The sequence below is a fragment of the Mycolicibacterium gilvum genome (assembly GCF_900454025.1).
Classification (GTDB): domain Bacteria; phylum Actinomycetota; class Actinomycetes; order Mycobacteriales; family Mycobacteriaceae; genus Mycobacterium; species Mycobacterium gilvum.
On record NZ_UGQM01000001.1, the window covers coordinates 3,328,393 to 3,354,586 of the forward strand.

A 26,194-nucleotide genomic window follows, 5' to 3' on the forward strand; every position below is an offset into this window, starting at 1 on the left:
GCTGACGGGCGGTGCTCCGGCGTTCACTCCAGAGTCTCAGGCGTGAACGTGGCGTCACTACCACCCACGGTCATCGTCACCTGACCTTCCATCACCATCACCTGAGCCGACACCCGTCGATCGACGGCCTGGGCCAGTTGCTGCATCGGTGCGTGGGGTATCTGCAGCACAGACAGATTCGGCAGCTTGGCCACTTTGGGCCCCACGGTGCGCCACCATGTGGCCACGCCGGCGGCGAAGGGGAACAGCAGTACCTGGTCGGCCTGGCCGGCCGCTTTGCCCAATGCCCGTTCATCGGGCTGGCCGACGCTGATCCACTCCAGGATCCGGCCCGTGTAGTCCGCGAGCCGCAAGTCCGGTACGCCCGGGGTGGACAGGCCCGCCCCGAACGCCAACTCACCGTCGACTTCGTCGAGCCGGTGGGCGCGCAATCCAAATGCCAGCAATCGCACCACCATCCGCTCGTCGGTCTCGCTCGGATGACGGGCCACGGTCAGCGCGTGGTCGGAGTAGTAACCGTGATCGACATCGGAGATGCCGAGTTCGACTTTGAACACCGTCGCAGAAAGGGCCACGTCGAACCTCTCTGATTCGCCTGATGAACTCCGCGTAGCTTACTGGCAACGTGGCGTTCGATCCGTCAGCGGCCGGCGCAGTCGTCGATGGTTCGCGGAGGCACCGCGTGCTCCACAGCTCAGCCAATCGGTGCGTTGCGGCGCTCACTTTCCCAGGGTTCTGCGGGGGCGCACGGTAGCCCTACGTCCTGCAGCGTCAGGATGCCTGCGGGTGCCGCAGCTACGTTGTGGGCTGCGTTGACCGCCGGCATCGCGGTCATGGTGTCCCATTCGTGGTTGCCCCAGTGTTCCGGGGGAACGAACCGAATACGGGTCTGCACCTCCGGCTCGCCGGCAATGACGACGTGGTAGTGGTCGTCGTCGAACACCCAGCCGCCGTTGAGTTTGTCGGTCAGGTACCACGCCACGCGCGACTCGATGACCGTCTTGCCCTTGACTTTTGCGTTCCATCCGCCACGGATTGCCGCGATGGTGTCCTTCTCCATGCAGAACCACCCGAGATCGACTCTCTCCGAGGCCGTCTGATGCTCGACGACGAACTCCATCTCATCCACGTCGAACCCGAGAGCTAACGCCATACGCTGGACCGACTCGGCGAAAGTGGTGAATCCGAACTCGGCCAGACCGGCGACTTCAGGCGTCACCTCGGGCTGTCCCATCCCCAGCGCCTGCCACGTTTCCGCCGACTCGTAGACGGAGACATCTGCCGATTCGACTATCGACACCTTCTGCACATCTCGGCACACGGCGGTCATCGCCGTCACCATGGTGTTGATCCAGCCGGGGTTGACGCCGGTGATGTACAGCGAGCTGTTCCCTCGTTCACATGCCGCGGCGAGCTTATCTCTTGTCTCGCCTTGGATTCCGCCGACGTTGAGGAACAGGTTCGTGCTGATGACGTCAAGGCCGCTCTCCAGCAACCGAACCGCGTGGTCCAGGTCGGCCATGAACGGCGTGTAGAGGACGGTGTCGGCGTTCAACGCGATGAGCGCGTCGATGTCCGTCGTGGCACGCACACCGGTTTCCGGCCTGCCGCACAGCGGTCCGGCGTCGGCGCCCGCTTTCTCGGCCGAGTAGGCGTAGACCCCGACCAGTTCGAGCCGGGGGTCATCCAGGATCCCTCGCATGCTCAGCTTGCCGACCTTGCCTGTGGTCCATTGGATGACGCGCAGCTTTTTCACCGGAATCCTCACTCGATGTTTCGGCACAGCTTGTGCCGTTAATGGGAATGTACCGCTTAAGCTGACGGGATGGAAGAAGTGAATCGCCGCGGAAGGCCTCGCAGTCAGGCCACCCATGACGCGATCCTCGACGCGGTGTGCGACATCCTGGTTACCGGCGGCTATTCCGAGGTGTCGATGGACCGCGTTGCCACTGCCGCCGGAGTCGGGAAGCACAGCCTGTATCGCCGCTGGGCCTCGAAGGCACCTCTGGTCGCCGAAGCGGTGATGAATGCTTACGGGCAGCAGAGTCCGCTGTTATTGCCAGATACCGGTGACGTCGAAGCCGATCTGAGGGAGTGGCTGCTCGGACAAGCACGATACTTCGGTGTGGAACGTAACGCCGCCCTCAGCCGAGCGCTGGCGGTCGCTTCAGCAGATGACGCCGGCGATAGAGAGGCACTCGACCTTCAACTTGCCGGACCGCACCGTGACGCCCTGCTGCGCAGACTTCACGCGGCCGCAGCGGGCGGCGAAATCAGAGCAGACACCGACGTCGAAGCGGTCACGGAAGCGCTCATCGGCGCCATGTTGTACCGAATTTTCAATCGCGCCAAGACAGTTGATGAAACCATCAAGGTCTTCAACGGCATCCTCGACGCCCTGATGCGCGGTGTGCGGAAAACGTAGAGTCCAGGGGAGCGCATCGACCTGGGGGAGATGACCGATGCTGATCAACGTGGTGACCTATGGCGTTGCCCGCCCGGCACCTCATCGACACCAGCGCGGCGGCACGTGTGCTGCGCGATATGGAGAACGCTGCGTGCGTGGTGAGGTCTTTCGGCCGCATGCGCCGCGGGGGGGCGGCGGCCACGAGCAGTCCAGATCCCGCTACGTCGTAGTCGTCCAGTCAGATCAACCGCCTCTGTCGACCTGGCTGGTTGCGCCAATGTCCGCGTCAAATGATTGGTCCAGAAGATGCAGGCCATCGACCAAGCGCTGCGTAGATCGCTGTCGCCGGATGAAAACAGTTGGGGAGCAGCGTAATAGGGCGCAACTTACCGGTAACGCTGCATATTCTCGCGTGCGCAACGGTGAACGATTGGTTCGCTGCTTTGACGTCTCACCGGCGATACACTGCGTACGTGGATGCCGTCACGGTGCGCGAATTGAGCAACAGTGGAGGAGACGTTCTGCGCCGTGTCGAGCATGGCGAGCGCATCGTCATTACTCGGGACGGGACCCCTGTTGCTGAGCTACGGCCGTTGGGCCTTGCCCCCATGTAGTGGACACGGGATTTGTGGTTATGCGGCTTCGGGCAGCGTAGCCGGTGTCAGGTTCCTTTCGTAGGTCGCGGGGCTGGAATGACGGCAGTAGGAGTGCCGTCGTGTGGTGTTGTAGCGGGCCAGCCACCGAAAGACCTCACGGCGGCAGATCGCCGCGTCCGGCCAGCAGTTACGGTCTTGCAGAATCTCGCGCTTGAGGGCGGCGTTGAACGATTCGGCCAACGCGTTATCGGCACTTGACCCCACCGCACCCATCGACTGGACGACCCCCAGATCGCGGCAGAGATTCGCGAAATCCCGTGAGGTGTACTGACTTCCATGATCTGCATGGAATATTGCACCAGCCAGTGAACCCCGCAGTGCAGCAGCGGCTTTGAGCGCATCGATGACCAGTTCGGTGCGCATGTGATCGGCGATCGCCCACCCGGCGACCCGCCGTGAACAGCAGTCGATCACGGTGGCCAGGTACAGGTTGGCGCCGGTCGCCAATGGCAAGTAGGTGATGTCGCCGACGTAACCGGGTGTTGACCTGCGCGGCGGTGAAATCCCGTTTGAGCAGGTCGGGGACCTTCTGGTTCGCCGGGTCCGCCACGGTCGTCTTGACCCGACGTCGGCGTCGATAACCGGCGATCCCGGCGCCGCGCATCACCCGAGCCACCCGCTTGTGGTTGACCCGCTGCCCCTCGGGCGCACCGTCGTTGAGCTCGGCGGTGATCCGCGGCGCCCCGTAGGTGTTGTCCTCGTCGTGGACGGCGCGGATACGCTCGGCCAGCGCCTCGTCAGCAGCCCGACGGGCCGCTCGTCCGTCAGCACCGGCCAACCACGCGTAGAACGACGAACGCGCAACCTCGACGACTGCGCAGAGCCACTTCACCTCGAAGGCGTGCAGGTGGTCGGCGACAAACTGAAAGCGGCTCACCAGTTCGTCTCCCCGGCGAAATATTTGGCCGCCGACCGCAAGATGTCACGCTCGGTGGACAACCGCGCCTCGGTGGCGCGTAACGCCTTGACCTCACTGCGGAGGCGGGCCAGCTCCTGCTCAGGGCTCTCGGCCCCTGGCACAGGCTCGGCCACTACGACACCGCGGCGGTGCCGAATCGGCACCCCGGCCGACTTGCACCACGCCGAGAGCGTGGCCTCGCTGACACCGAGCTCGGCAGCGATCTGGGCGATCGTCGCGCCCTCGGTGTCCCGGTAGAGCGCGACCGCGTCACGCTTGAACTCATCGGGGTAATTTTTCCTTGCCATCGGGTTGGATCATCTCGCTTCCCCCAGCACATTCCTGGGATTGAGCGTGTCCAACACACGGGGTCAAGTCCCGTTGCCTCGTTCGAGCGCAGGACCTGCGGAACTGATCCGTCGCCGCAAGAATCTTCCGCCGGTAAACCCGGATGCCCTCCGGCGCGATATAGACAATCTCATAGACCCGTCGCTGTGACGCAAACCCAGAGCCGGGGATGCTGGATACCTCGACGGTGATCCTCTTGGGTCAGCTGTCTGACCCAGCCGAGCTTCCCGATCAATCGGTGATCAACGCGATCACGTTGGCTGAGCTGTCCGTAGGTTCGCACGTCGCCAACGACGATGCTGAGCGCGGTGCACGGCAGCAGCACCTGCAGCAGACCGTGGCGAATTTCGACGTCCTACCGTTCGATGGAGATTGCGCCCGGGCATTTGGAGCCGTAGCGGCGGCGCTGCGCACGTCGGGTCGCAAGCCGGCTGCGCGCGCCTACGACGCGCTCATCGCGGCCACCGCAATCGCACATGGAGTGCCGCTGTACACGTGCAACCCTGCCGACTTCACGGGAATCCCGCGACTGGAACTACGGTCAGTTACTCACCCGCATCACCGAAAGGGGCAACGCTCGAAAGCGTTGAGTAGCACCGCATTATGCCGTACACGAGTTGACATAATGTGGCTTATCGGTAAAACGGTGAGCTGCGGAGACGCGGCTCGTGTCATGTCGACCGCCTCACTTGTCCGATCCGGAACTAGTTGGGAGTAATCCGGGAAAACCTGGTAGCTGTCCGATTTCTCGCCCCCCGTTCCAGAACTATCTGACAGCGACACCCGCCCAGGTCCCTGCCCATGCACCTGCGGTTCTTCGGCCGGTGTAACGATGGCGTTGACTCTGTATCCATGACTATCTGACAGCATCGGACCGCACGATCGACAGTCCAGAACTACCTGACAGCGGCGGACACTCCGCGCCTTCGACGTCCCGCGTGAGCCGTCCAATTCGTCACTGTGACGTTATGTAGGTGGTGCAGCGCTCCCTGTTCGCGCAGGCTGGAGCCCCGTGACACCCAATTGTCCGTTCTCATTGATTCTGGGGCATTCTCATTGAATCTGGGGTAAGTGCGTGTCTTTCTCATTGAATCTGGGGCACGAGGCTTAGCGTTTATGTGTGCTGACGTCGGCTGTTTCGGCTGGGCCAGGTGTAGCGAGTGCAGTGGACTTGGAGTTCAACACCCGCGAGGGATGCACGCGGCAATCGCTGGACCGATGTGCTGCAACCCGGTTTGAGTTGGACTGTTCACCAGTGCGGAATTTCCCCTCGTTTCGAGGTCAGCGTAACTTTCCCGGGCTGTGGTGGTTCGCCACAACCGGCGCACATGTAGGTCACGAGTCCTGGGTAGAACGTGACCAGTTGATGGCGTTGGATGCCGATCCGGATGTTGTTGGTGTTCTGTCGCAACCATTTTGGATTCATTGGCGTGACGGCACGCGGCATGCTCCTGACTACTTCGTGCGGCGCCGCGATGGATCTGTCGTCGTAGTCGACGTTCGTGAGGACGACCGGATCTCTGACGCTGATCGGGACGTGTTCGATCGGTCTGCCGCCACGTGCGCGATGGTCGGTTGGGATTACCTGCGTGTCGGTTCCCTCGATCCAGTGCTGCGGGCGAATCTACGTTGGTTGTCGGGTTATCGGCATCCGCGAGTATTGAAGATCGGTTTGGCTGATCAACTGGCGGAGGTCTTCGCTCGGGTCCGTCCGTTGATGGCTGGTGTGCACGCGGTCGGGACTCCTTTGGTGGTGCTGCCCGTACTGTTTCATCTGCTCTGGCACGGCCGTTTAGTTGCCGATCTGCAAGGAGCGGCACTTGGCGACGACACGGCGATTGGCCTCGGGACCGGGTGGTGACCTGACGTGCGAACGGGTGTCGTCCGAGAGGGAGACGAAATCCGTTTATCAGCAGGTGTTTTCACCGTCGTAACCCTGTCGGGCAGATCAGCTCGACTGGTTGACGCTGTCGGCGAGCAGATTGTGGTGCCGCTCTCGCAGCTGATGGTTGATCCGGCATTGGAATTGGTGTCGGGGTCGCGACCGCCACTGTGTTCTGAGGAAATGCTGGCTGGCATTCCCGAGGCAGCCGTCGAGCAAGCACGGTGGTGGGAGCGCCACATCGTGGAGATCCTCAGCGGCCGCCCGCCTGGGACGGCCGCGGGCATTCGTCCCCGCCCAGAGTTCGACACGGCGAAACGATCTCTGCGGCAGCGTGAGCTGGCCAAGTTGGACGAGCTGCGTGCCGCCGGCCACGACGTGAGTCGGAATGCGTTGCAGCGTCGCCGATTTGCCTACGAACGGGACGGGCTCCTGGGAGTGGTTGACGGGCGCCATAATCGGCGGCGCGCGGTATTCGGCCGTGTGGACGACCGTGTCGTCGCCGCGGTGCGGGATGCGATCGAGGGCGAGACCGACCTGTCAACGGGAACGGTGCAGCGTCTGCAACGGCGGGTCGCCAAGACGCTGGTGGCCACCTATGGTGCCGACGACGCGCCCGCGATGCCGTCGCAGCCCACCTTCTACCGGCTGGTCAAGCGCCTCGCGGAAGGACGGCACACGTTCGGGTCAGCACGGACGCGGCGATCGCTGTCCAAGCAGCCCGATGGCCCATTCGGGTCGATCACCGTGGTGCGCCCCGGCGAGATGGTGGAAATCGATTCAACCCTTCTGGATGTACGGGTAGTGCTCGATGACGGCATGGTAGACCGAGTCGAGCTGACTGCGATGGTCGACAACGCTACGCGGTCCATCCCGGCCGCGGTGCTGCGACCGACGACCAAAGCAGTGGACGCGTCACTGCTCTTGGCGCGGGCATTGACGCCCGAACCGATGCGCCCGGGATGGGCCGATGCGCTGCGGATGTCCCGGTCGGTACTTCCGCACCACAGCCTGACCAGTGTCGATCAGCGCCTGGCCGATGCTGCGGCCAGGCCGGTGATCGCTCCCGAGACGATCGTCTGCGATCACGGGAAAGCGTATCTGTCCCAAACATTTCGGCAAGCGTGCTGCACATTGGGGATCAATCTGCAGCCGGCTCATCCCGACTGCCCGACCGATAAGCCGAAGATCGAGCGGACATTGCAGTCGGTGGGCACCCTGTTCGCACAGTACGTGGCCGGTTACGTCGGTTCATCGGTGGAGCGGCGTGGGAAAAACGCCGAGGACGACGCGGTGTGGTCGATGATTGAGCTGCAGGCGCTGCTGGACGAGTGGATCATCGCGGTGTGGCAGAACCGCCCCCACGATGGCCTGCGGGATCCGGTGACGCCGGGGAAAGCGTTGTCTCCCAACGAGAAATACACTGCCCTCGTTGAGGTGGCTGGCTATGTACCGGTCCCACTGGACGCCGACGACTATATCGAATTGCTTCCCGTGCAGTGGCGCACAATCAACAGTTACGGGGTCCGGATCAACCATCGCACCTATGACGCCAAGGCGCTCAACCCATACCGGCGCCAGCATTCCGGGGTCGATGCCCGTAACGGACAGTGGGAAGTGCACTACGACCCGTATGACGTGTCGAGGATTTGGGTGCGCAATCACCACGAAGACGGATGGCTGGCCGCGACGTGGACGCACCTTCGGTCCTCGCCGGTGCCGTTCGGCGAGACACTGTGGCGCCACGCCCGCTCCGTAGCCGACCGCAGAGGGGCCCAGAAGACCCAGGAAGCGGAGATTGCGGCCATCGCGGAGGACTTGCTGGACCGCGCCGCCGCTGGGCCGCAGCAGCAGACGAAAGCCGAGCGCCGAGTGACTGGACGGACCAGCGCCGCGAGCGCCGGCCGGGACTGGCCGGACCCGACGGAATCATCCGAACATCATGGCCCGTCACCGTCGGAACGGGCCGCCGACAACGAGACTTTCGACGATGACGGCGAGATGGCGGAGGTCATACCCCTGCCGGTGTTTGATGCACGCAAGGAGGCCCAAACGTGGCGACTGTGACCGAGATTGCGGCGGTGGGTCAGTTAGAGGATCGCCGCCAGCCGACCACGACGCTGGAGGGCTGGCGGCGTTTTGTTGATGCCGATCCGCCGGAGTTCACGTTGCTCGCCGACGACGAGTGGGCCAGCCTCGGTGAGGACGAGCGGACGGCCTACAACGAGGCCCGGGTTGCGCATCATTCGGAGCTGGTGGTGGTCACCACGTCGGCGATCGAAGCGATCACCCATCAGGGCCGGCTGTTGACATTGCTCAACCAGCGCGAGATCGGGGCCCGGCGCGGGCTGATCATCTCCGGCGGGGCAGCGACGGGGAAAACTACGGCGATCAAGCAACTGGGTCGGTTTCACGAATTGCGCACCCGTGCACGGTTTCCCGGCGATGAGAGCCGGATTCCGGTGGTGTATGTGACGGCCCCGCCGAAAGGGTCGCCCCGCAAGTTGGCGATGGAGTTCGCACGGTTTCTGGGGCTTCCCACGCTCAATCAGCGGATGAACGTGACCGATATTTCCGATGCCGTGTGCCAGGTGCTCATCGATGCCCGTACCGACATCGTGGTGGTCGATGAAATCCACAACCTCAACCTCGACACCCGCGCCGGCGAAGAACTGTCCGACCACCTCAAATACTTCACCGAGCATCTGCCTGCGACATTCGTTTACGCCGGGATCGAAGTGGAACGCTCGGGGCTGTTCACCGGCACGCGGGGACGGCAGTTGGCCGGCCGTTGCGGGGTGATCCACACCAGCGCATTCCCCGACGCCAAGGAGTGGCGACAACTCGTCGCCGCCATGGAAGGTACCTTGCGTCTGCATCGACACGAACCGGGAAGCCTTGTCGCCCAGGCCCGTTACCTGCACCGCCGCACCGGCGGGATGATCGGCAGCCTGGCCCACTTGATCCGGGCTTCAGCAATCCAAGCGATGCTCGACGGCACCGAGCACATCACCCGCGAGGCCATGGACGATATTTTGAGCGACTACGCCGCCCACACGGCCGCGGCCCGCACGGCCAGCTGACGTGGCAACTGTCAGGCCGTGGCCGCGCGGACCACGCCAGCGGCTCCCGCGAACGATCGCACCGTTCCGTTGGGAAGCCGTATCGTCCTACATCGACAGGCTGGCCCGCGCCAACCATATCGGCGTCTCCACACTGCGCGGCCATGTCGCCGAATCATGCGCAGCCCGGCCGCGACCGGACTGGTTGGCCGTCGTCAGCGGCCAACCTGAGCAGGTAATCCGGTCCCGTCTCTGCGGGCTTGCTGGCGACCCCACCGCGCTCAAGCAATATCTCCGCCGCCCTTTGTGTCAAAGATGTATGGCACGCAAGGGAATACACGAACCCGTCTACTGCTACCTGCCTGCACATGTCTCCGTATGCCACCGTCACCGACGCTGGATCGGTTCACCAACGCGCGTTCTTGACGACCAGGTGGATCTTCGTGACCGGCCCACGGTGCTCAGTGCCGGGCGCACGCATCGGCGCTTGGCCCGTCAGTATTCAGAGGTCGACCTTCATGACGCCTTGGGCGACGCCCGCCACATCCTGGTCTTCTGGACTCACGCAGAGCGTCACGTGGCGGCGGGGATTCTGCAGAATGGCCTAGAAGCGCACGTGGTGGCCTACCCCGATGTGATCGCCGTAGCCGCAACATTGCTCACAGCTCGCCCTCGGGTTGAACAGCCCAGGACGCCAACGGAACCCGCCTGGCCGACGCTACTGCTCGACCGCATCAACGAACGCACCGGCGCCCACCATGCCGACGCCACCCCCGTCGAGCAATGGGCGCAGTACCGACGCCTATTCGCCACTGCCGTATTGACGACACGCTCAGACGGCGCAGAACTGGCGTGTCGCGCTTAGCCTCGATCCACCGGTGAGCTGTCGGTGTGAAGTCGATTTCGATTGTGTGCGTTGGGCCCGGGGTGTGCCGTGAGGTGGGTGTGTGTGATGGCCCGATCTCGGTATCGGCTTGTTCCTGTGGGTCTTTCGTCTCGTGCGGGCGGTTGGGGTTGCTCTGTTAGGCCAGCAGTGGCCGGTTTCGGCCAAACAGACTGTGGAACAGGGTGTTCCACGCGGTTTCCCAGGGCCAGTTGCGTGGCAGGTGCAGGGTCAGGCGTCGGGCCGAGGAGGCGATGCGTGCCGGCACGCTGATCAGGGTGCGGCGGATGGTGCCGGTGCGGGCTTTGGCCAGCGCTGGTCCGGTCAGGGTGGCCGCGGCGCGGGTGAGGTTGAACGCCATCGCTGCGCACACCAGCCAGGCGGCGTTGGCGCCGAATCGCCCCGAGGGCAGATGGGCCAGAGCAGAGTCTTTGAGGTCGGCGTGGACCTGCTCGATGAGCGCGTGGCCGCGGTGGGTCTTGTCGGCGGTGACGGTATCGAGGTCGGTGGTGGTGAAGAAGGCATGGAAGCGCCAGGTGTCGAACAGGGTGGTCTGCCCCTCGCCGCTGGCGGGGTTGAGGTCGGGGATGCGCCGCACCACCAGCCTGCCGGGGATCTGCTCGCTGGTTTTGCGGGAGCTGAACGCGGTGAAGTCGATCTCGGCGACCTCGGCGCGCGAGATCCAGCGCTGGGTGTTCTCGTCGTAGATCGCGTCGGTGTACTGGATCGGGATCCAGGCGTCCTCGGGTATGGCGGCGATGGCGGCTTTGACTTTTGGGTCCAGGCGCACGGTGATCGACACGTCGGCACCACCGCGCAGAGCAGCCGCCACGGTTGGGTAGCCGTAGAACGCCGAGTCGGCTCGCAGCAGCGGCCGGGTGGCTGCCGCCGAAGAGCGCAGTCGTGTCACGGTGGCCAGCGTGTCGCCGACGATGCGGGCAGCTCCACGTGCTGATCCGCAGGCGCCTTTGCGTAGGCGTTGGCCGCAGATGATCGGTGCACCATGCTCAGTGGTGAGCGTGGCGATCAGCGCATTTAACCCACGGACCCCGGAGTATCCGTAACCAGATCCCTGTTTGGTGTAGCCGTGCACTTCGATGATGGTGTCATCGAGATCAACACACACCGGACCGTCAACACCGGCCAGCACCGGAGTGCGTTCGTGCAGACCGGCCAGCAACCGCGCCGCCACGGCGTCGAGTTGGCGGACATGACCGAAGCTGAATTCGCGCAGGAACGATCCCAGCGTCGACGGGGCGTACGGGCGGTCGAACACGGTGCCCATCGCGCCGTGGCGCAGCAAGGCCATGTCATCGATGCTGTCAGCACCAGCTACCATGCCCGCGACCAGCGACAAGACTTTCGCCCCGGCGTTGGCGCCCTTGTCGGTCGGCACCGTGATGTGCTCATCAGCCAGGCTGCTCAACCCGCACTGATGAGCCAGAGCGGCCATCGGGACCAGCCCGGCACACGACACCAGATTGGGGTCATCAAAGCGGGCTGACGCCACAGGACGAGTGTGAGATAGTTGCATCTACGAGATGCCCTTCGTTCTGACCGAATGTGATCCTAGACAAATCCCATTCTTTCACCGCGACAGGGCATTTCGTTTTTACAACCCGCCCCAACTCCTATTCGATCGGTGGATCAAGGCTTAGGGGTCGGCAGTCTTGAATGTGCCTTATCAGTAAGGCACTTGTGGTGTGCATCTGACTGTGTCCGACGGTTGTATCTATCGGCTTTCTAATCGTTAGGGACAGTGGTATCTGGCTGGGTGTATCGGCCGGTGAATCATCACCGGCGGCGCTGCTTGCCGGTGATTGGCCGGCGGTGGGTGGTCCAGTACGCGGCCACCGCGCTGACCACCACAGCGAAGGCGGCAATGACGCTGGCCGGGAGGGCGTGGTCCTGCAGCCATCCGGTCGCGGTGGCCGACCAGCCGGTGAGCAGGTTGCCGCCGCTGGCGGTGTGCCCGGTGGCCGCGGGCAGCCAGTACCACGCGAGGTAGGCGCCGGTGGCGATGAGGACAACGGCGGTGACGCGGGTCCCGTGGCGGGCGAGGATACCCAGATGCCGGGTCAGGGCCGTGCTGGCGATGGCGGTGCCGACGCTGACCAGCATCAAGATGGTGGCGGCACCGGCTGTGTATGCGGTGAACACTGCCAGCAGACCGCCCCATCCGCTGGTGGCCTGGGCCTGGGCGATCACCGCGAGCAGTACCCCGAAGGTGCAGGACAGTGACGCCAGGGCGTAGCCGATTCCGGCCGCGAGCACACCACCGGCTGTTGGGGAGTCCGGCCGATGACGCGTCCGGGCAGGCATACGCAGACCGATGGTGCGGCCGGTGAGCATGAAGCCGCCCAAGATGGCCAGGGTGAGCCCGATCGTGATCCCGAGCCAGGGAGCAGCCGTCACCAGGGTCCGGGCACCGGCACTGATCGCGATACCGGCGAGGGTGAGGGTGCCGGTGAACCCGATGGTCAGGACGGCCCCGGTGCGCAGTGCCCGGGCCAGCCGCACGAGCACCGCATCGGTGCCGCCGGTGGCGATGGTGCCGGTGATCCACGCCGGTAGCAGCGCGAACCCGCAGGGGTTGACCGGGGCGAGCATGCCAGCGGTAAACGCGAGCGCGAGCAGGTTCACCGTGCGGCGCTGCTGCCGAGGGCGGCCAGGATCTGATCCTGGGACGGGGCGTGGCCGCGGTAGCTGATCTGCCCGGACGGGTCGATGACGAGGGCGGTGGTCGGCGCGGTCACCTGGTAGCGGCTGGTCAGGGCCCCGTTAGTATCGACGACCGCGGGCAGGCTGGTGCCGCCGATCTGGTCCAGGAAGTGGCGAACATCGGCGGGTTTCTCGGTGGGGACGATGTCGACGGCTAGGAACTTGGCGCTGCCTCCGGCTTTCTCCACGGCCGCCCGAGCAGCGGCCAGGGATTTACCGCCGCCGACGCATTCGCCGCACCCGTAGGAGAAGAACAGGATCGCGGTCGGGGCGGCAGCGGGCAGTTCGACGGTTTTGCCGTCCACCGTGGTCAGTGTCGCCGCCGTCGCCTGGGTTGTGGCGTTGGCGTGTGGCGGTGAGGTCGGATTGCTGGTTGTGGCCGATTGGCCGCACGCGGTCAGCGCGCCCGCTGCCAGCATCACAGCCGTAACGCCCGCCCACCTGTGGGGTGTAAACGAACGCGTTTCAGACATTGTCGATGCTTCCTTTCGTCAGGTCGTCGAGCGTGTGCGTCGCGGGTGAATGGCTGTCGGCGGGACAGCAGTGATCGCCGCGTTGACCGCGGCGGGCGAAGGCGACCACAGCCGCCAGCAGCAGCGCGACGGCTGCCCCGATGACCCATGGATTCTCGAGCAGTCCACACACGGCGGCGAGCGCGCCGCCGGCGATCAGGACTGGCGCGGCGCAACACAGGGCCGTCACCAGCACCGCTGCCGCACCCAGCAGCACGGGATTTCTTCGTGGACGTTGATTCATTGATTTCTCCTCATCAGGTTGGGTGCGGCTGGTCAGCTGCAGCAGCCGGGGTGGGCAGTTGGCGGGGTATGGAGCTGGGTAAGGATTTGTGTGGTCAGGGCTGCGCCGAGTTGGTGGGCCTCAGCGACGCTGACGATCTGACCTTCGGGGTGCTCGGCGAGCCACGGCGCGGCGTCCTGCGCGCAGGTGAAGTAGTGCACCTGGTTGCAGAATGAGGACCGGATCGAGGTGAGGTCGTCGGGGTTGACCAGCGAGACCACCGCGGTCTCGGGCTGCACGCTGGTGACACCGTTTTCGCCGACCGAGACCCTGATCGGGTGCCCGCTGACGGGTGATTCGGATTCGATGCTGGCGGGCCGGTCCAGGATGGTGGGAAAGATGAGGGTGTCCAGGGCGCACCAGGTGTAGAGCTCTTGGCCGGCCACGGTGAATCGGTGGCGGGTCGGGCGCAGGGTCAGGCCCTGGCCGACGATGCGGCCCTGCTCGTCGTATTCGGTGTCGGGTACCGCGGCCAGACGCCGGGTCACCTCGTCAACCGGGAGGCCGACGGCCGCGGCGAGCGCCTCCACGGTGACCGGCTCGCCGGCGGCGAGCAGCCGCAGCAACGGCACCAGCATCGTCGGGTCGAGCCCGGACTCTTCCGGAATGGTCAGGCGGTCAAGGAAATTGGGCATCAGGAACCTTTCGAGTGAGCCATGCGTCAGGATGCGCAGCAGGACAGTCGGGACATATCGGCGCTGAAGGACTGGGCGGCGATTTTGATGCCTTCGGCCATGGTCAGATACGGGGCCCAGGACCCGGCGACCTGGTCGACGGTCATCGCGGCGTCGAGGATGTAGACCGCGGCGGCGGCGATCTCGCCAGCATCCTTGGCGACGGCGGTGATGCCGTGGATGCGGCCGGTGCCGGCGTCGGCGACGAGTTTGATGAAACCGCGGGTGTCTCGGTTGACCACCGCACGCGGCACATGTTTTAGCGGCAGCACCCGGCAGTCGCACCGTGTCCCGGCGGCGAGGAGCTCGGCCTCGGTCGTCCCGGCCGCACCGACCGCGGGGCTGGTGAACGTCACGCGGGGCAGATGGCGGTAGTCGACCCTGCGGCCGGCGTCGGTGAAGATGTTGTCGGCGACCATCGCGCCGTGATGGGCGGCGACGTAGACGAACTCGCGGTGCCCGGTCACGTCGCCGGCCGCCCAGATCCGTGGGTTCGACGACTGCAGCCCGTCGCTCACCACGACCTCGTTGTTCTCGCCGGTTTTGACCTGCACCGCTTCGAGATTCAGGCCGTCGGTGTTCGGACGGCGGCCGGTGGCGACGAGGACTTTCGCGGCACGGAACTGCTGCGTTCCGCCGGTGATGGTCGCGGTGACCGTGACCTGATCGTCGGCCTGCTCGACCTCGCTCACCGTGGCGCGGCGCACCACCCGGATGCCGTCGTCGGCGAACACCTCCAGCAGCGCCATGCCGACTTCCGGCTCTTCCTTCGATGCCAGCGTGGAGCGGACCAGCACCGTCACCGTTGACCCGAGCCGGGCGAACAGTTGCGCCTGCTCCAACGCGACGTAGCCGCCGCCGATCACCAGCAGCGACTCCGGGACCTCGGTGACTTCCATCGCGGTGGTCGAGGTCAGGTAGGCGACGCCCTCGAATGCGGGCGGGATGACTGGGTTCGCGCCGGTGGCGATCAGGTAGTGCTCGGCCTCGATGGTGGCATCGCCGACCTCGATGACGGGCGCGTCCGGGGTTCCGGCGAACCGCGCTTGGCCCTGAATGCGCTGCCAGCCATACGATTCGGCCACGTTGAGGTACTTCTCTGAGCGCAGCGACTCCACCAGATCGTGCGTGCCGGCGATCAGGGCCGCCATGTCCACCGGGCCGGCCGTGGTGGCGATCCCCGGGAACCGGGCAGTGTCGGCTGCGGTATGCCGGGCCTCGGCCGCTGCGATCAGGGCCTTTGACGGCACGCAGCCGGTGTTGACACACGTGCCACCGAAGATGCCGCGCTCGATCATGACGACGGACTTGCCGAGCGCGGTAGCGCGGATCGCCGCGGCCATCGCCGCGCCGCCGGAACCGATGACCGCGAGGTCCAATCCCTGACTCATGCACCCATCCTTGACCTTCAAGTAGGCTTGAAGGTCAAGTGTTCTGAGGAGACATCGTGAGAATCGGGAAGCTCGCCGAGGCGACCGGGGCCACCACCGCGACGCTGCGCTACTACGAAGACGAAGGCCTGCTCCCGCCCGCCGAACGTTCCCCGGCGGGGTATCGCGACTATGCCGCCGACACGATCGCCCGGGTCGGCTTCATCCGACGGGGACAGGCCGCCGGGTTCAGCCTCGCCCAGATTCGGCAGATCCTCGACATCCGTGACAGCGGCCACGCGCCGTGCACGCACGTGCGCGACCTGCTCGACATCCGACTGACCGACCTCGACGAGCAGATCAGCGCACTGGTGGCACTGCGCGAGACCATCGCCCGGCTGCGGCAGGGCGCCGAAAGCGTCGACCCGGAATCATGCAGCGCCGATGACGTATGTCGATACCTCTAGGAGCCACCTCCGTGGCACCGGAGGCATGTATTTCGTCAAGTCCGTTGACCCCGGCAGTCGTCATGAATTTCCGCCCCACTGGAGGTCGTTGGTGCGCGGGAGCGCGGGGCCTGCTGAGCAGTAGGCTCACCCGATGCGGTGGGATTTCACTCGAAGCTGGTCGCATTGGCCGTGCTGAGCCCAGCCACACTCGTTCAGGCGATCGCCACCTTCGCCATCACCAATATCGACGACATCGTGGTCCTCGCGGTGATGTTCGGCCAGGCGCCCGGTCATCGTGGCGCAGCCATCCGAGTGACCGCCGGTCAGTACCTCGGCTTCACCGCCATCTTGGCAGTTTCGGTCGGCGGCGCACTCCTGGGTGCCACGCTGCTTCCTCCAGCCGCACTGCCGTACTTCGGGCTGCTGCCCATCGTGTTGGGGCTGCGGGCGGCATGGCTGGCCTGGCGGGATCGCCGCACCCAACCGGCGCCGACCGATGATCCCGCAACACTGTTGACGCCTGGCACCTGGCAGGTCGCAGTCATCACCTTCGCCAACGGCGGCGACAACATCGGCGTGTACGTTCCGATCTTCGCCGTCTCAACGATCGCCACCATCGGTGTTTACATCATCGTGTTCCTCATCGGTGTGGCCATCTGGTGCGCGGCCGGCCGATATTTCGCCTCCCACCCGATCATCGCCAAAGCACTCTCACGCTGGGGCCACATCGTTCTGCCCGTTGCACTGATCACAATCGGGGCCCTCATCCTCATCAAAGGCGGAGCGTTCGCCCTCTAGCTCGGAGCAACTTCACCACTCAGGGCCAGGAGGCGCTCCTGCATCGGCATGTGTTGGCGTTCAACCACTTTGGTGATGTCCCGGCCCGTATCCGCTATGACAATCTAAAACGGGCGGTGGCCAAGGTGCTCAAAGGCCGCAGCCGGCACCCGAACTACCAACACGAGCGAGCGCACCACAGAATCATGATCGTGTGTCACGAGAGACACGATCACAGTAGTTATACCGAAGACGTACCCGAGCCAACGGAATCGACAGGAGACCATTCCGGCTACCCTGCTGCGCTCGCAGCCGGGCGCGGAAGCAGGGTTGCCCCAGATTCAATGAGAAACGTCGCGATCGAAATTCTCATCCAATCTGGGGCAATGCAGGTCAGACTAGTAAATGTGCCCCAGATTCAATGAGAACGGACACCAATAATATGGATAACGTTGATTATCCATCTTTTGTCCGCCAAGCTGACGGTATGCCGCACAAGACAGATCCTGGCTACTCCGTCGCCGAAGGCGCCGTTGAAGCTGCCTCCGCGCCACCAGCTGTCGACGAGATCCCCGAATGGTTCCAGCAGTTCTTGGACCACCGTCAGGCCAGTAAACCCTCGGTACACACGATGAAGGCCTATCGGCGCGACTTCATCGCCATCGCCAAACTGCTGACAGACGGTGAACCAATCCAACTCAGTCCAGCTGACATAACTCGCGATTCGATGCGCACAGCGTTCGCCGCCTTTGCCGCCGACCACGAGGCTGCATCGATCCGGCGCTGCTGGTCCACATGGAATGTGTTGTGCACCTTTCTCTATACCAACGAACTGTTGGCGGCCAACCCCATGCAGCTCGTTGGCCGACCGAAGTTGAAGAAGCCGTTGCCGAAGGCGCTCCCCCGAACCGCGGTGGAAGCACTGCTCTCTGCTGTCACGCAGGAATCCGACGGTCGCCGAACAGACTGGAACGAGAGGGATCTCGCTCTCATTCTCACTGCACTTCTCGCGGGACTGCGGGCGGAAGAACTCCGCCTGGTCGATGTTGGTGACGTGCGGACGCTCGACGACGGCTCCGCGGTGATCAACGTGAAAGGCAAAGGCGGCAAAGAACGCAACGTCCCCATTGAGGCGGCCCTGCTGGCCGTGATCGGTACGTATATGGAGAGTCGTGCCGGACGGTTCCCTCAGGGCAAGAAGCGTTCATCGACGCCGAAAAGTACGCCAGTATCGGGGTGGCCGGATTCGGTGCCGCTGTTCGTAGGTAGGGACGGTGAACGAATGACGCGTGGCACGCTACAGTCGCGTATCAAGCGCGCGTTCAAACGCGCCGGGCCGGACGCACGCCCCGTACCCGGCGCCCTGGTGCACGGCCTTCGCCATACGTATGCAACTGAGCTCGCTACCTCGAATGTGAGCGTCTATAGCCTCATGAAGCTCCTCGGCCACGAGTCGATGACGACATCGCAGTGCTACGTAACGGCCGCAGGCATCGAAACCCGAAGTGCTGCAGCGCAGAATCAGCTGTATTCGCTAATCACCGAGCCTAATGCCGCCGCTGGTCGAGCATCGAGCGGAGCGGAAGCTCGACGGTCCTGACCTTGAACCACCCCGGGTTTGATGCACACCTTCTTTCGAGGGAAGGTTGGGACTTGACCCCGTGTGTTGGACACGCTCAATCCCAGGAATGTGCTGGGGGAAGCGAGATGATCCAACCCGATGGCAAGGAAAAATTACCCCGATGAGTTCAAGCGTGACGCGGTCGCGCTCTACCGGGACACCGAGGGCGCGACGATCGCCCAGATCGCTGCCGAGCTCGGTGTCAGCGAGGCCACGCTCTCGGCGTGGTGCAAGTCGGCCGGGGTGCCGATTCGGCACCGCCGCGGTGTCGTAGTGGCCGAGCCTGTGCCAGGGGCCGAGAGCCCTGAGCAGGAGCTGGCCCGCCTCCGCAGTGAGGTCAAGGCGTTACGCGCCACCGAGGCGCGGTTGTCCACCGAGCGTGACATCTTGCGGTCGGCGGCCAAATATTTCGCCGGGGAGACGAACTGGTGAGCCGCTTTCAGTTTGTCGCCGACCACCTGCACGCCTTCGAGGTGAAGTGGCTCTGCGCAGTCGTCGAGGTTGCGCGTTCGTCGTTCTACGCGTGGTTGGCCGGTGCTGACGGACGAGCGGCCCGTCGGGCTGCTGACGAGGCGCTGGCCGAGCGTATCCGCGCCGTCCACGACGAGGACAACACCTACGGGGCGCCGCGGATCACCGCCGAGCTCAACGACGGTGCGCCCGAGGGGCAGCGGGTCAACCACAAGCGGGTGGCTCGGGTGATGCGCGGCGCCGGGATCGCCGGTTATCGACGCCGACGTCGGGTCAAGACGACCGTGGCGGACCCGGCGAACCAGAAGGTCCCCGACCTGCTCAAACGGGATTTCACCGCCGCGCAGGTCAACACCCGTTACGTCGGCGACATCACCTACTTGCCATTGGCGACCGGCGCCAACCTGTACCTGGCCACCGTGATCGACTGCTGTTCACGGCGGGTCGCCGGGTGGGCGATCGCCGATCACATGCGCACCGAACTGGTCATCGATGCGCTCAAAGCCGCTGCTGCACTGCGGGGTTCACTGGCTGGTGCAATATTCCATGCAGATCATGGAAGTCAGTACACCTCACGGGATTTCGCGAATCTCTGCCGCGATCTGGGGGTCGTCCAGTCGATGGGTGCGGTGGGGTCAAGTGCCGATAACGCGTTGGCCGAATCGTTCAACGCCGCCCTCAAGCGCGAGATTCTGCAAGACCGTAACTGCTGGCCGGACGCGGCGATCTGCCGCCGTGAGGTCTTTCGGTGGCTGGCCCGCTACAACACCACACGACGGCACTCCTACTGCCGTCATTCCAGCCCCGCGACCTACGAAAGGAACCTGACACCGGCTACGCTGCCCGAAGCCGCATAACCACAAATCCCGTGTCCACTACATGGGGGCAAGGCCCGTTGTTTGCATCATGCCGAACAAGTACGACGACGAGTTCAAGGCCCGCGCGGTACGGCTGGTGGCCGACCATGCCGAGGAGTACGACACCCGCACCGCCTGCATCACCGCGGTAGCCAAGCGGTTGGGGGTGTCCTACGAATCTTTGCGCCGGTGGGTCAACCAGGTCGAGGTGGACACCGGCCAGCGGGATGGAGTGCCCACCGATATCGCGCGGGAGAACAAGGAGCTCAAGCGCAAGAATCGTGAGCTTGAGGAAACCATCGAAATCCTCAAGGCGGCAACAAGTTTCTTCGCGCGGGAGAGCGACCCGCGACACCGTTGATTTGTGCGTTCATCGCCGAGCATCGGGCTCGGTTCGGGGTCGCTCCGATCTGCCGCGTGCTCACCGAGCACGGGTGCCAGATCGCCCCGAGGACCTTCTACGCCTGGCTGACCCGACCCCCATCAGCCCGGGAGCTGTGGGACACCGTGATCACCGAGGTGCTGGCCGGCTTCTACGAGCCCGACGAGCACGGTCGGCGCAAGCCCGAGTCGCTGTATGGCGCCACCAAGATGTGGGCTCACTTGCAACGCCAGGGCATCGCGGTGGCCCGCTGCACCGTGGAGCGTCTCATGCGGACCAACGGCTGGCGTGGAGTTACTCGCCGCAAGAAGGTCCGCACCACCGTCTCGGATCCGGCCGCCGACCGGGCTGCCGATCTGGTGAAGCGCCAGTTCCGGGTGCCGGCCCCCAACGTGCTGCTGGTGGCGGACTTCACCTACGTACGGCTGTCCAACGGGATGTTCGTGTACACCGCATTCGCCATCGACGCCTACGCGGGCCGGATTGTGGGATGGACCTGCTCGGCCAGCAAGGAAGACCGGTTCGTGCGCCGAGCGATCCGCCATGCCGCACACCTCCGAAGCGGCGAGGGTAATCCATTGTTGGGCAATACTATTCACCACAGCGACGCGGGCTCTCAATACACGTCTGTGCGGTTCGGGGAAACCCTGGCTCTGTCCGGGCTTGTGGCCTCGATCGGCACGGTCGGGGATGCCTTCGATAACGCTTTGGCCGAAACGACCATAGGGCTGTACAAGACCGAAGCAGTCCGCGACGACTCACCATTCCGGCGGGGTCCCTTGCACCGTCTGACCGATGTCGAACTGCTCACCGCCGAGTGGGTGCACTGGTACAACACCGACCGGCTCATGCACCGCCTGGGCCGCATCCCACCCATCGAGTACGAGACCGTCTACTACGCTACAAACACAGCCCCATCAGAGGCTGCGCACCAGTAACCGGTGTGCATCAAACCCGGGGCGGTTCAAGATCACCAACGAGGGTCAGCTGCTCACTTTGCTGAATCAACGCGAGATCGGCGCCCGGCGAGGGCTGATCGTCTCCGGTGGCGCAGCCACCGGAAAGACCACGGCCATCAAACAACTCGGCCGGTTCCACGAACTTCGGATCCGCACCCGTTACTCGGACAAAACCCGCATCCCTGTCGTCTACGTGACCGCTCCACCGAAGGGCTCAGCACGCAAGCTCGCAATGGAATTCGCCCGCTTCCTCGGGCTTCCACCGGTACGACGGATGAACGTCACCGATATCGCCGACGCGGTGTGCCAAGTGCTCATCGATGCGCGTACCGACATAGTGGTCGTCGACGAGATCCATAACCTCAATCTCGATACCCGTGCCGGAGAAGAACTTTCCGATCACCTCAAGTACTTCACCGAACACCTGCCCGCGACCTTCGTCTACGCCGGCATTGACGTCGAACGCTCCGGAGTGTTTACCGGTACTCGCGGCCGCCAGCTTGCCGGGCGCTGCGGTGTCATCAACACAGCGGCCTTCCCGTATGGGCAGGAGTGGCGGGCTCTGGTCGCCGCGATGGAGGGAACCCTGCGACTGCACCGACACGAGCCGGGCACGCTCGTGCGCCAGACGAAACACCTGCACCAGCGCACCGGCGGAATGATCGGAAGCCTCGCCCACCTCATCCGCTCGGCAGCCATCCGGGCAATGCTGGACCACACCGAACACATCGACCGCGAGGGCTTGGACAGCGTCCTCATCGACTACGCGGCTCAGGCCTCAGCCCAACGCAGCGCCGGATAGCAGTGATCACCGACTGGCCCCGACTCCCACCACGACCACTTCCGCAGTCAGTCACCGCATTTCGCGATGAGACCGTGTACTCCTTCACCACCCGACTCGCCCACGCCAACAGAATCCCACCCCAAAGCCTGCGCGACTACGCCGCACGCGAGAGCCATTACGTCGACCCTGAGCGCCTCGCCCGCCTCAGCGGCTACCCACGACATGTCCTCTGCGCCCGACTGCGGGGCCTGACCGCTGATGAACGTGATCTCACCCGCCAGCGGGCACGTGCCCGCCCGATTTGCCGGTACTGCACAGCACGGCGAGGGGTGCCCCAGCCGGTCCATTGCTGGTTGCCCGACCACCTCACCGTCTGTCATCGCCACGGCCGCTGGATTGGCCCCTCCGCCCAGCGATGGGACGATCAGATGTCACTGAAACACCATCCAGCTGTTGCCCGATCTGCCAGGGCACATCATGCCCTGGCCAAGCGCAATGCCCCCGACATCGTTGAGCTAGCGATCAACGACGCATCACGTATAGTGCTGCGGCAGCGCCGATTCCGACGGGATGACGGTCTCGGTGATAGCGCGGCCACCGGTATCGCATTACGGGGGCGATGGGCCAGCATCTCAACGGTCAACCTGCACATCGCCACCTACGTCGAAACAGTCCGGATGGCCGCAGTCATCATTGACCAGCGGCCAGCATTGTTGAACCGCACCGGCGATCCCAGTGTCGCCCGCGTAGCTCTCTTGGCAGCCGCGAACGCAGTGTTCGGCGCCGAGGATGAGACGGCGACCACCGCGGCCCTCGACGGCTGGCTGAACAACCAGCAGATCATCCGGAAGTCCCGCGATAAATCAATGATCGTTCATACCTGATGCAAAAGTCTTTATCTTGCAACCATATTCGTAGGAAAACCCATTGCCAGCCGACCGTGAGGCATACGTAGATGGAAATACTAGACGAGCTAGAAAGCTAGGCCGCCGATCAGGATGACAATACCCAGTCCGATCAGAACAATCGGGAACAGGATGTGTTCCCATCGTTCGAGGATCTCCGCGATCGGGCGGCGGGTGGCAACATATCTGGCGATGACCACCAGCACCCCGACGAGAAGAAGGAAGACGACGCAGTAGGCCACGACGGCTGCGTGTCCGACGCTGAGGAAGACCGGGACGTAGACGCCGACGTTGTCGCCGCCGTTGGCGAAGGTCACGCCAGCGACCGCCCAGACGCTGACGGTCTTGCCCGCAACCTTCGCGTCACCATCATCGTCACCGTTTCCGCGCCAGGCTTGCCAAGCCGCCTTCAGTCCCAGGGCGAGGGGGATGAGTCCGAAGAACGGGATGACGTCGGGCGGCAGGAATGCGCCCGCACCTAGGGTCACGAGGACGGCGGCGCCGAGAATTCCAGCGAATCCCAGGTATTGGCCGGCGGTGATCCGGGAGGTGGTCCCGCGTTGTCCTGCGCCGCGGGCGAAGAACAGTGAAAGCACGATGATGTCGTCGATGTTGGTGACGATGAACAGCCCGATCGCGGGCAGAACCGACGACAGGATCATGGGTGTGTGCCATCGGTGGTCACGACGGGGCACCCACTGCGGTCGCGGTGGCTAGGTTGGTTGACCGCTGTGCGGTGAGTGCGGTCAGTGCTGTGGTGCGGCCGGCGCGCACACCGTTGGCGATGACCACGATTTCGGCGAGTTCATGGACGAGCACGACGGCGGCCAACCCGAGCACCCCGAACAAAGCCAGCGGCATCAGCACAATGATCAGTCCGAGGGATAGGCCGACGTTTTGCAGCATGATCCGTCGGGCGCGGCGGGCATGGGTGAATGTTTGTGGCAGGTGGCGTAGGTCTTCACCCATGAGTGCGACGTCGGCGGTTTCGATGGCGACGTCGGTGCCCATGGCGCCCATCGCGATGCCGAGGTCGGCGGTAGCCAGTGCGGGGGCGTCGTTGACGCCATCGCCGACCATCGCGGTGGGGCGCTGGGTGCGGAGCTGTTCGATCAGTCGGGCTTTGTCTTCGGGGCGCAGATCGGCGTGCACGGTGTCGATGCCGACTTCGCGGGCCAGGGCGGCCGCGGTGGCGTGGTTGTCGCCGGTGAGCATCGCCACCTGGTAGCCGTCGCGGCGCAGCTGGGTGATGACTTCGGTTGCCTCGGGCCGCAATTCGTCACGCACGGCGATGGCACCGATCACCTGTCCGTTGTCTTCGACCAGGACGGCGGTGGCTCCGGCCTGCTGCATCCGGGTGACCTCGGCGGTGAGCGGACCTCGGTCGAGCCAGCCGGGGCGGCCCAGCCGGATGCGGTGCCCGTCGCGGTGGCCGGTGAGTCCGGCGCCGGTGACTGCCTCGACGTCGGCGGCGGGGGTGACGGTGCCGGCGGCGGCCAGGATCGCCGCGGCCAGGGGGTGTTCACTGCGGGCCTCTACGGCGGCCGCGAGGTCCAGGACGTGCTCGGGGGTGACGTCGGGGGTGGTGGCCACCTCGATGACGGTGGGCCGGTTGGCGGTGAGGGTACCGGTCTTATCCAGGGCGACCCCACGGATCCTGCCCAGCGCTTCCAGCGCGGCGCCACCTTTGACCAGGGCGCCCAGCTTGCTGGCGGCGCCGATGGCGGCGACGACCGTGACCGGTACCGAAATCGCCAGAGCACAGGGCGAGGCGGCGACCAGCACCACCAGAGCGCGTTCGATCCAGGTGGCGGGGTCACCGAGCAGGCTCCCCGCGACGGCGATCAGGGCGGCGGCGATCATCACGGCGGGGACCAGGGGTTTGGCGATGCGGTCAGCCAAACGTTGGGCGGCGCCCTTGCGGGACTGCTCGGCTTCCACGATGCGCACGATGCGGGCCAGGGAATTGTCCTCGGCGGTGGTGCTGACTTCTACTTCGAGGGCGCCGGCTCCGTTGATCGACCCGGCGAACACCTCATCACCGGGGCCGGCTTCAACGGGCACTGATTCGCCGGTGATGGCCGAGAGGTCCAGGGCGGTGCGGCCCCGGGTGATGATGCCGTCAGTGGCGACTCGTTCTCCGGGTTTGACGACCATGAGGTCACCGATGCGCAATTCTGTTGGCGCGATGGTTGTTTCGGTGCCGTCGCGGCGAACGGTGGCCTCATCGGGCACCAGCGACAGTAGTGCGCGCAGTCCGCGGCGGGTGCGGGCCAGCGAGTATTCCTCCAGGCCTTCGCTGATGGAGAACAGGAACGCCAGCATCGCGGCCTCACCGACCTCGCCGAGCAGCACCGCGCCCACGGCGGCGATGGTCATCAGCGTGCCGACCCCGATCTTGCCCTTGGCCAGCCGCCCCAGGGTGGACGGCACGAAGGTATAGGCGCCGGCCAGCAGCGCCGCTGCCTCCAACGTGAGCACCACCGGGTCGGCGGCGCCGACCAGGTTGGCGATCAACGCCGCCAGCAGCAGTACCCCGGAGAGCGCGGCGAACTGCAATTCTGTGATCTGCCAGAGCCGTTCGGGTTCACGCTCCTGCTCCTCGGCGCTGCGGGGTTCGTCGCTGCCGCAGCCACAGGCATCGCTCATTGCCGCGTCTCCTCGGTGTCGATCGCCGCACCCCGGGCGCCGGTTCCATAGGTGGGACACAACGCCACCGCGTTGCCGGTGGCCGCCAGCAGCGTTTCCGCCGCAGCGAGCACGTCCAGCAGCTCGGGGCGAGACAAGGAATAGAACACCTGACGGCCTTCTGGGCGGCCGGTGACCAGCCCACAGTCCCGCAGGCACGCCACGTGCGCGGAGACGGTGGATTGCGCCAACCCCAGCTCACCGATCAGATCGACAACTCGCGCCTCCCCGTCAGCCAGGCGGCGCACGATCGTCAACCGCGTCGCATCGGAGAGACTGTGGAACAGTGCCACCGCGGCATCGAGGTCGGACGTGTTGCCGGCCAGGCAGGTGTCCCGCTTATTCATCGTCACACAACGATGATAACCATCGAAGCCGATTTAGCGAAAGGGGCGCATTCGTGACAGCCATTCTCGGAGCTGCTCCCGGTCGCGGCGAGCGTCGCAGACGAATTCGGTCGTGCATCAGATCGGCTGATAAAGCTGGTCAAGTGGAATTCTCATCCGATCTGATACACCGCAGTTCAGCTCACTGGTCCTGTGTCAGATCAAATGAGAACGGACAACAACATCCGAGCACTGAATATCCAGGCTGGCTGACGGCCA

At 64.6% G+C, this 26,194-nt stretch carries 26 protein-coding genes and 3 pseudogenes; 15 read left to right on the forward strand and 14 right to left on the reverse strand.

Going from position 1 to position 26,194, the window contains the following annotated elements:
• Positions 1-23: 23 nt before the first annotated feature.
• Both DYE23_RS15575 and DYE23_RS15580 read right to left on the reverse strand, forming a co-directional pair.
• Positions 24-575 carry a YaeQ family protein gene (locus DYE23_RS15575; protein WP_115327583.1) on the reverse strand — a complete coding sequence of 184 codons (552 nt, stop codon included), beginning with the start codon at positions 573-575 and terminating at the stop codon, positions 24-26.
• Positions 576-694: 119 nt separating this feature from the next.
• The gene (locus DYE23_RS15580) at positions 695-1,702 is read right to left on the reverse strand and encodes an NAD(P)H-dependent amine dehydrogenase family protein (protein ID WP_172527925.1); all 1,008 of its coding nucleotides are present in this window, start codon (positions 1,700-1,702) and stop codon (positions 695-697) included.
• A gap of 123 nt (positions 1,703-1,825) precedes the next feature.
• Between DYE23_RS15580 and DYE23_RS15585 the strand changes: the two genes are divergently transcribed.
• Complete coding sequence (locus tag DYE23_RS15585; RefSeq protein WP_235660415.1) at positions 1,826-2,425, forward strand: TetR/AcrR family transcriptional regulator; 600 nt, start codon at positions 1,826-1,828, stop codon at positions 2,423-2,425.
• A gap of 470 nt (positions 2,426-2,895) precedes the next feature.
• Complete coding sequence (locus DYE23_RS15595; protein ID WP_115327585.1) at positions 2,896-3,021, forward strand: type II toxin-antitoxin system Phd/YefM family antitoxin; 126 nt, start codon at positions 2,896-2,898, stop codon at positions 3,019-3,021.
• Positions 3,022-3,039: 18 nt separating this feature from the next.
• On the opposite strand, the gene DYE23_RS31410 is transcribed toward DYE23_RS15595, so the two are convergent.
• The 3 genes and pseudogenes from DYE23_RS31410 to DYE23_RS31420 all read right to left on the reverse strand — a co-directional run bounded on the left by DYE23_RS31410 (position 3,040) and on the right by DYE23_RS31420 (position 4,269).
• Positions 3,040-3,642 carry an IS3 family transposase gene (locus DYE23_RS31410; RefSeq protein ID WP_272940061.1) on the reverse strand — a complete coding sequence of 201 codons (603 nt, stop codon included), beginning with the start codon at positions 3,640-3,642 and terminating at the stop codon, positions 3,040-3,042.
• Between the two features lie 43 nt (positions 3,643-3,685).
• Positions 3,686-3,940: pseudogene (locus DYE23_RS31415) on the reverse strand (IS3 family transposase); the annotation flags it as partial.
• Positions 3,937-4,269 (reverse strand): transposase, encoded by a 333-nt coding sequence (locus tag DYE23_RS31420; protein ID WP_011559034.1) that lies wholly within the window; start codon positions 4,267-4,269, stop codon positions 3,937-3,939. The gene DYE23_RS31420 and the pseudogene DYE23_RS31415, both read right to left, overlap by 4 nt.
• Positions 4,270-4,478: 209 nt before the next feature.
• On the opposite strand from DYE23_RS31420, the gene DYE23_RS15610 reads away from it, so the two are divergent.
• The 5 genes from DYE23_RS15610 (at position 4,479) to DYE23_RS31425 (ending at position 10,118) form a co-directional block, all read left to right on the forward strand.
• Positions 4,479-5,027 (forward strand): type II toxin-antitoxin system VapC family toxin, encoded by a 549-nt coding sequence (locus DYE23_RS15610; RefSeq protein WP_115327586.1) that lies wholly within the window; start codon positions 4,479-4,481, stop codon positions 5,025-5,027.
• A gap of 402 nt (positions 5,028-5,429) precedes the next feature.
• Complete coding sequence (locus tag DYE23_RS15615; protein ID WP_011894084.1) at positions 5,430-6,170, forward strand: TnsA-like heteromeric transposase endonuclease subunit; 741 nt, start codon at positions 5,430-5,432, stop codon at positions 6,168-6,170.
• 123 nt (positions 6,171-6,293) lie between these two features.
• Positions 6,294-8,258, forward strand: coding sequence for a TnsB C-terminal domain-containing protein (locus DYE23_RS15620; protein WP_005148662.1), 1,965 nt, complete (start codon positions 6,294-6,296; stop codon positions 8,256-8,258).
• A complete protein-coding gene (locus DYE23_RS15625) occupies positions 8,246-9,274 on the forward strand; it encodes a TniB family NTP-binding protein (protein ID WP_115327587.1) in 1,029 nt (342 codons plus the stop codon). The genes DYE23_RS15620 and DYE23_RS15625 overlap by 13 nt, the downstream gene beginning before the upstream one ends.
• Positions 9,275-9,572: 298 nt before the next feature.
• Positions 9,573-10,118, forward strand: a complete 546-nt coding sequence (locus DYE23_RS31425) for a hypothetical protein (RefSeq protein ID WP_235660416.1) — start codon at positions 9,573-9,575, stop codon at positions 10,116-10,118.
• A gap of 157 nt (positions 10,119-10,275) precedes the next feature.
• On the opposite strand, the gene DYE23_RS15635 is transcribed toward DYE23_RS31425, so the two are convergent.
• The 6 genes from DYE23_RS15635 to merA form a co-directional block, all read right to left on the reverse strand.
• Positions 10,276-11,670 carry an IS1380 family transposase gene (locus DYE23_RS15635; RefSeq protein WP_115326321.1) on the reverse strand — a complete coding sequence of 465 codons (1,395 nt, stop codon included), beginning with the start codon at positions 11,668-11,670 and terminating at the stop codon, positions 10,276-10,278.
• Positions 11,671-11,930: 260 nt separating this feature from the next.
• Complete coding sequence (locus DYE23_RS15640) at positions 11,931-12,779, reverse strand: cytochrome c biogenesis CcdA family protein (protein ID WP_115327589.1); 849 nt, start codon at positions 12,777-12,779, stop codon at positions 11,931-11,933.
• Complete coding sequence (locus DYE23_RS15645; RefSeq protein WP_225433764.1) at positions 12,776-13,276, reverse strand: TlpA family protein disulfide reductase; 501 nt, start codon at positions 13,274-13,276, stop codon at positions 12,776-12,778. The genes DYE23_RS15640 and DYE23_RS15645 overlap by 4 nt, the downstream gene beginning before the upstream one ends.
• Before the next feature lie 46 nt (positions 13,277-13,322).
• Entirely contained in the window at positions 13,323-13,613 is a 291-nt protein-coding gene (gene merT, locus DYE23_RS15650) for a mercuric ion transporter MerT (protein WP_005148657.1), read from the reverse strand.
• Positions 13,614-13,645: 32 nt separating this feature from the next.
• On the reverse strand, positions 13,646-14,287 hold the full coding sequence (gene merB / locus DYE23_RS15655) for an organomercurial lyase MerB (protein WP_005148656.1): 642 nt from the start codon (positions 14,285-14,287) through the stop codon (positions 13,646-13,648).
• A 26-nt stretch (positions 14,288-14,313) separates the two neighbouring features.
• Positions 14,314-15,717, reverse strand: a complete 1,404-nt coding sequence (gene merA, locus DYE23_RS15660) for a mercury(II) reductase (protein ID WP_005148655.1) — start codon at positions 15,715-15,717, stop codon at positions 14,314-14,316.
• 56 nt (positions 15,718-15,773) lie between these two features.
• On the opposite strand from merA, the gene DYE23_RS15665 reads away from it, so the two are divergent.
• From DYE23_RS15665 to DYE23_RS31435, 8 genes and pseudogenes are all read left to right on the forward strand, one after another.
• A complete protein-coding gene (locus DYE23_RS15665; protein ID WP_005148625.1) occupies positions 15,774-16,163 on the forward strand; it encodes a heavy metal-responsive transcriptional regulator in 390 nt (129 codons plus the stop codon).
• 138 nt (positions 16,164-16,301) lie between these two features.
• Positions 16,302-16,943, forward strand: coding sequence for a cadmium resistance transporter (locus DYE23_RS15670; protein ID WP_079481877.1), 642 nt, complete (start codon positions 16,302-16,304; stop codon positions 16,941-16,943).
• A 400-nt stretch (positions 16,944-17,343) separates the two neighbouring features.
• Positions 17,344-18,522: a tyrosine-type recombinase/integrase gene (locus tag DYE23_RS15675; RefSeq protein ID WP_235660421.1), complete on the forward strand. Its 1,179-nt coding sequence runs from the start codon at positions 17,344-17,346 to the stop codon at positions 18,520-18,522.
• Positions 18,523-18,642: 120 nt separating this feature from the next.
• A protein-coding gene (locus DYE23_RS15680) for an IS3 family transposase (RefSeq protein ID WP_109536170.1) occupies positions 18,643-19,871 on the forward strand; the annotation gives its coding sequence in 2 pieces (ribosomal slippage) (positions 18,643-18,955 and positions 18,955-19,871; 1,230 coding nt in all).
• Positions 19,872-19,920: 49 nt separating this feature from the next.
• Positions 19,921-21,191, forward strand: a protein-coding gene (locus DYE23_RS15685) for an IS3 family transposase (RefSeq protein ID WP_115327591.1) whose coding sequence is annotated in 2 segments (ribosomal slippage) — positions 19,921-20,194 and positions 20,194-21,191 — 1,272 coding nt in all. Because the reading frame shifts where the segments join, the coding sequence is not laid out codon by codon here.
• Between the two features lie 31 nt (positions 21,192-21,222).
• A pseudogene (locus tag DYE23_RS15690) lies at positions 21,223-22,014 on the forward strand (TniB family NTP-binding protein); the annotation flags it as partial.
• 2 nt (positions 22,015-22,016) lie between these two features.
• Positions 22,017-22,373, forward strand: a pseudogene (locus DYE23_RS31430) (TniQ family protein); the annotation flags it as partial.
• A 51-nt stretch (positions 22,374-22,424) separates the two neighbouring features.
• Positions 22,425-22,880: a hypothetical protein gene (locus DYE23_RS31435; RefSeq protein WP_232491329.1), complete on the forward strand. Its 456-nt coding sequence runs from the start codon at positions 22,425-22,427 to the stop codon at positions 22,878-22,880.
• Positions 22,881-22,969: 89 nt separating this feature from the next.
• On the opposite strand, the gene DYE23_RS15700 is transcribed toward DYE23_RS31435, so the two are convergent.
• The 3 genes from DYE23_RS15700 to DYE23_RS15710 are packed head-to-tail and all read right to left on the reverse strand — an operon-like array spanning position 22,970 to position 25,942.
• A complete protein-coding gene (locus DYE23_RS15700) occupies positions 22,970-23,563 on the reverse strand; it encodes a cadmium resistance transporter (protein ID WP_011894055.1) in 594 nt (197 codons plus the stop codon).
• 19 nt (positions 23,564-23,582) lie between these two features.
• Entirely contained in the window at positions 23,583-25,550 is a 1,968-nt protein-coding gene (locus DYE23_RS15705) for a heavy metal translocating P-type ATPase (RefSeq protein WP_011891568.1), read from the reverse strand.
• A complete protein-coding gene (locus DYE23_RS15710) occupies positions 25,547-25,942 on the reverse strand; it encodes an ArsR/SmtB family transcription factor (RefSeq protein ID WP_063840634.1) in 396 nt (131 codons plus the stop codon). The genes DYE23_RS15705 and DYE23_RS15710 overlap by 4 nt, the downstream gene beginning before the upstream one ends.
• Positions 25,943-26,194 lie beyond the last annotated feature (252 nt).

What these genes read in the sequence shown, in the direction of transcription:
- DYE23_RS15580 (WP_172527925.1), bottom strand. Translation starts at nt 1,702, where the DNA reads ATGCGAGGGATCCTGGATGACCCCCGGCTCGAACTGGTCGGGGTCTAC.
- DYE23_RS15635 (WP_115326321.1), bottom strand. Translation starts at nt 11,670, where the DNA reads ATGCAACTATCTCACACTCGTCCTGTGGCGTCAGCCCGCTTTGATGAC.
- merT (WP_005148657.1), bottom strand. Translation starts at nt 13,613, where the DNA reads ATGAATCAACGTCCACGAAGAAATCCCGTGCTGCTGGGTGCGGCAGCG.
- DYE23_RS15585 (WP_235660415.1), top strand. Translation starts at nt 1,826, where the DNA reads ATGGAAGAAGTGAATCGCCGCGGAAGGCCTCGCAGTCAGGCCACCCAT.
- DYE23_RS31420 (WP_011559034.1), bottom strand. Translation starts at nt 4,269, where the DNA reads ATGGCAAGGAAAAATTACCCCGATGAGTTCAAGCGTGACGCGGTCGCG.
- merB (WP_005148656.1), bottom strand. Translation starts at nt 14,287, where the DNA reads ATGCCCAATTTCCTTGACCGCCTGACCATTCCGGAAGAGTCCGGGCTC.
- DYE23_RS15675 (WP_235660421.1), top strand. Translation starts at nt 17,344, where the DNA reads ATGAGAACGGACACCAATAATATGGATAACGTTGATTATCCATCTTTT.
- merA (WP_005148655.1), bottom strand. Translation starts at nt 15,717, where the DNA reads ATGAGTCAGGGATTGGACCTCGCGGTCATCGGTTCCGGCGGCGCGGCG.
- DYE23_RS15700 (WP_011894055.1), bottom strand. Translation starts at nt 23,563, where the DNA reads ATGATCCTGTCGTCGGTTCTGCCCGCGATCGGGCTGTTCATCGTCACC.
- DYE23_RS15645 (WP_225433764.1), bottom strand. Translation starts at nt 13,276, where the DNA reads ATGCTGGCAGCGGGCGCGCTGACCGCGTGCGGCCAATCGGCCACAACC.
- DYE23_RS31425 (WP_235660416.1), top strand. Translation starts at nt 9,573, where the DNA reads ATGGCACGCAAGGGAATACACGAACCCGTCTACTGCTACCTGCCTGCA.
- DYE23_RS15705 (WP_011891568.1), bottom strand. Translation starts at nt 25,550, where the DNA reads ATGAGCGATGCCTGTGGCTGCGGCAGCGACGAACCCCGCAGCGCCGAG.
- DYE23_RS31435 (WP_232491329.1), top strand. Translation starts at nt 22,425, where the DNA reads ATGTCACTGAAACACCATCCAGCTGTTGCCCGATCTGCCAGGGCACAT.
- DYE23_RS15610 (WP_115327586.1), top strand. Translation starts at nt 4,479, where the DNA reads ATGCTGGATACCTCGACGGTGATCCTCTTGGGTCAGCTGTCTGACCCA.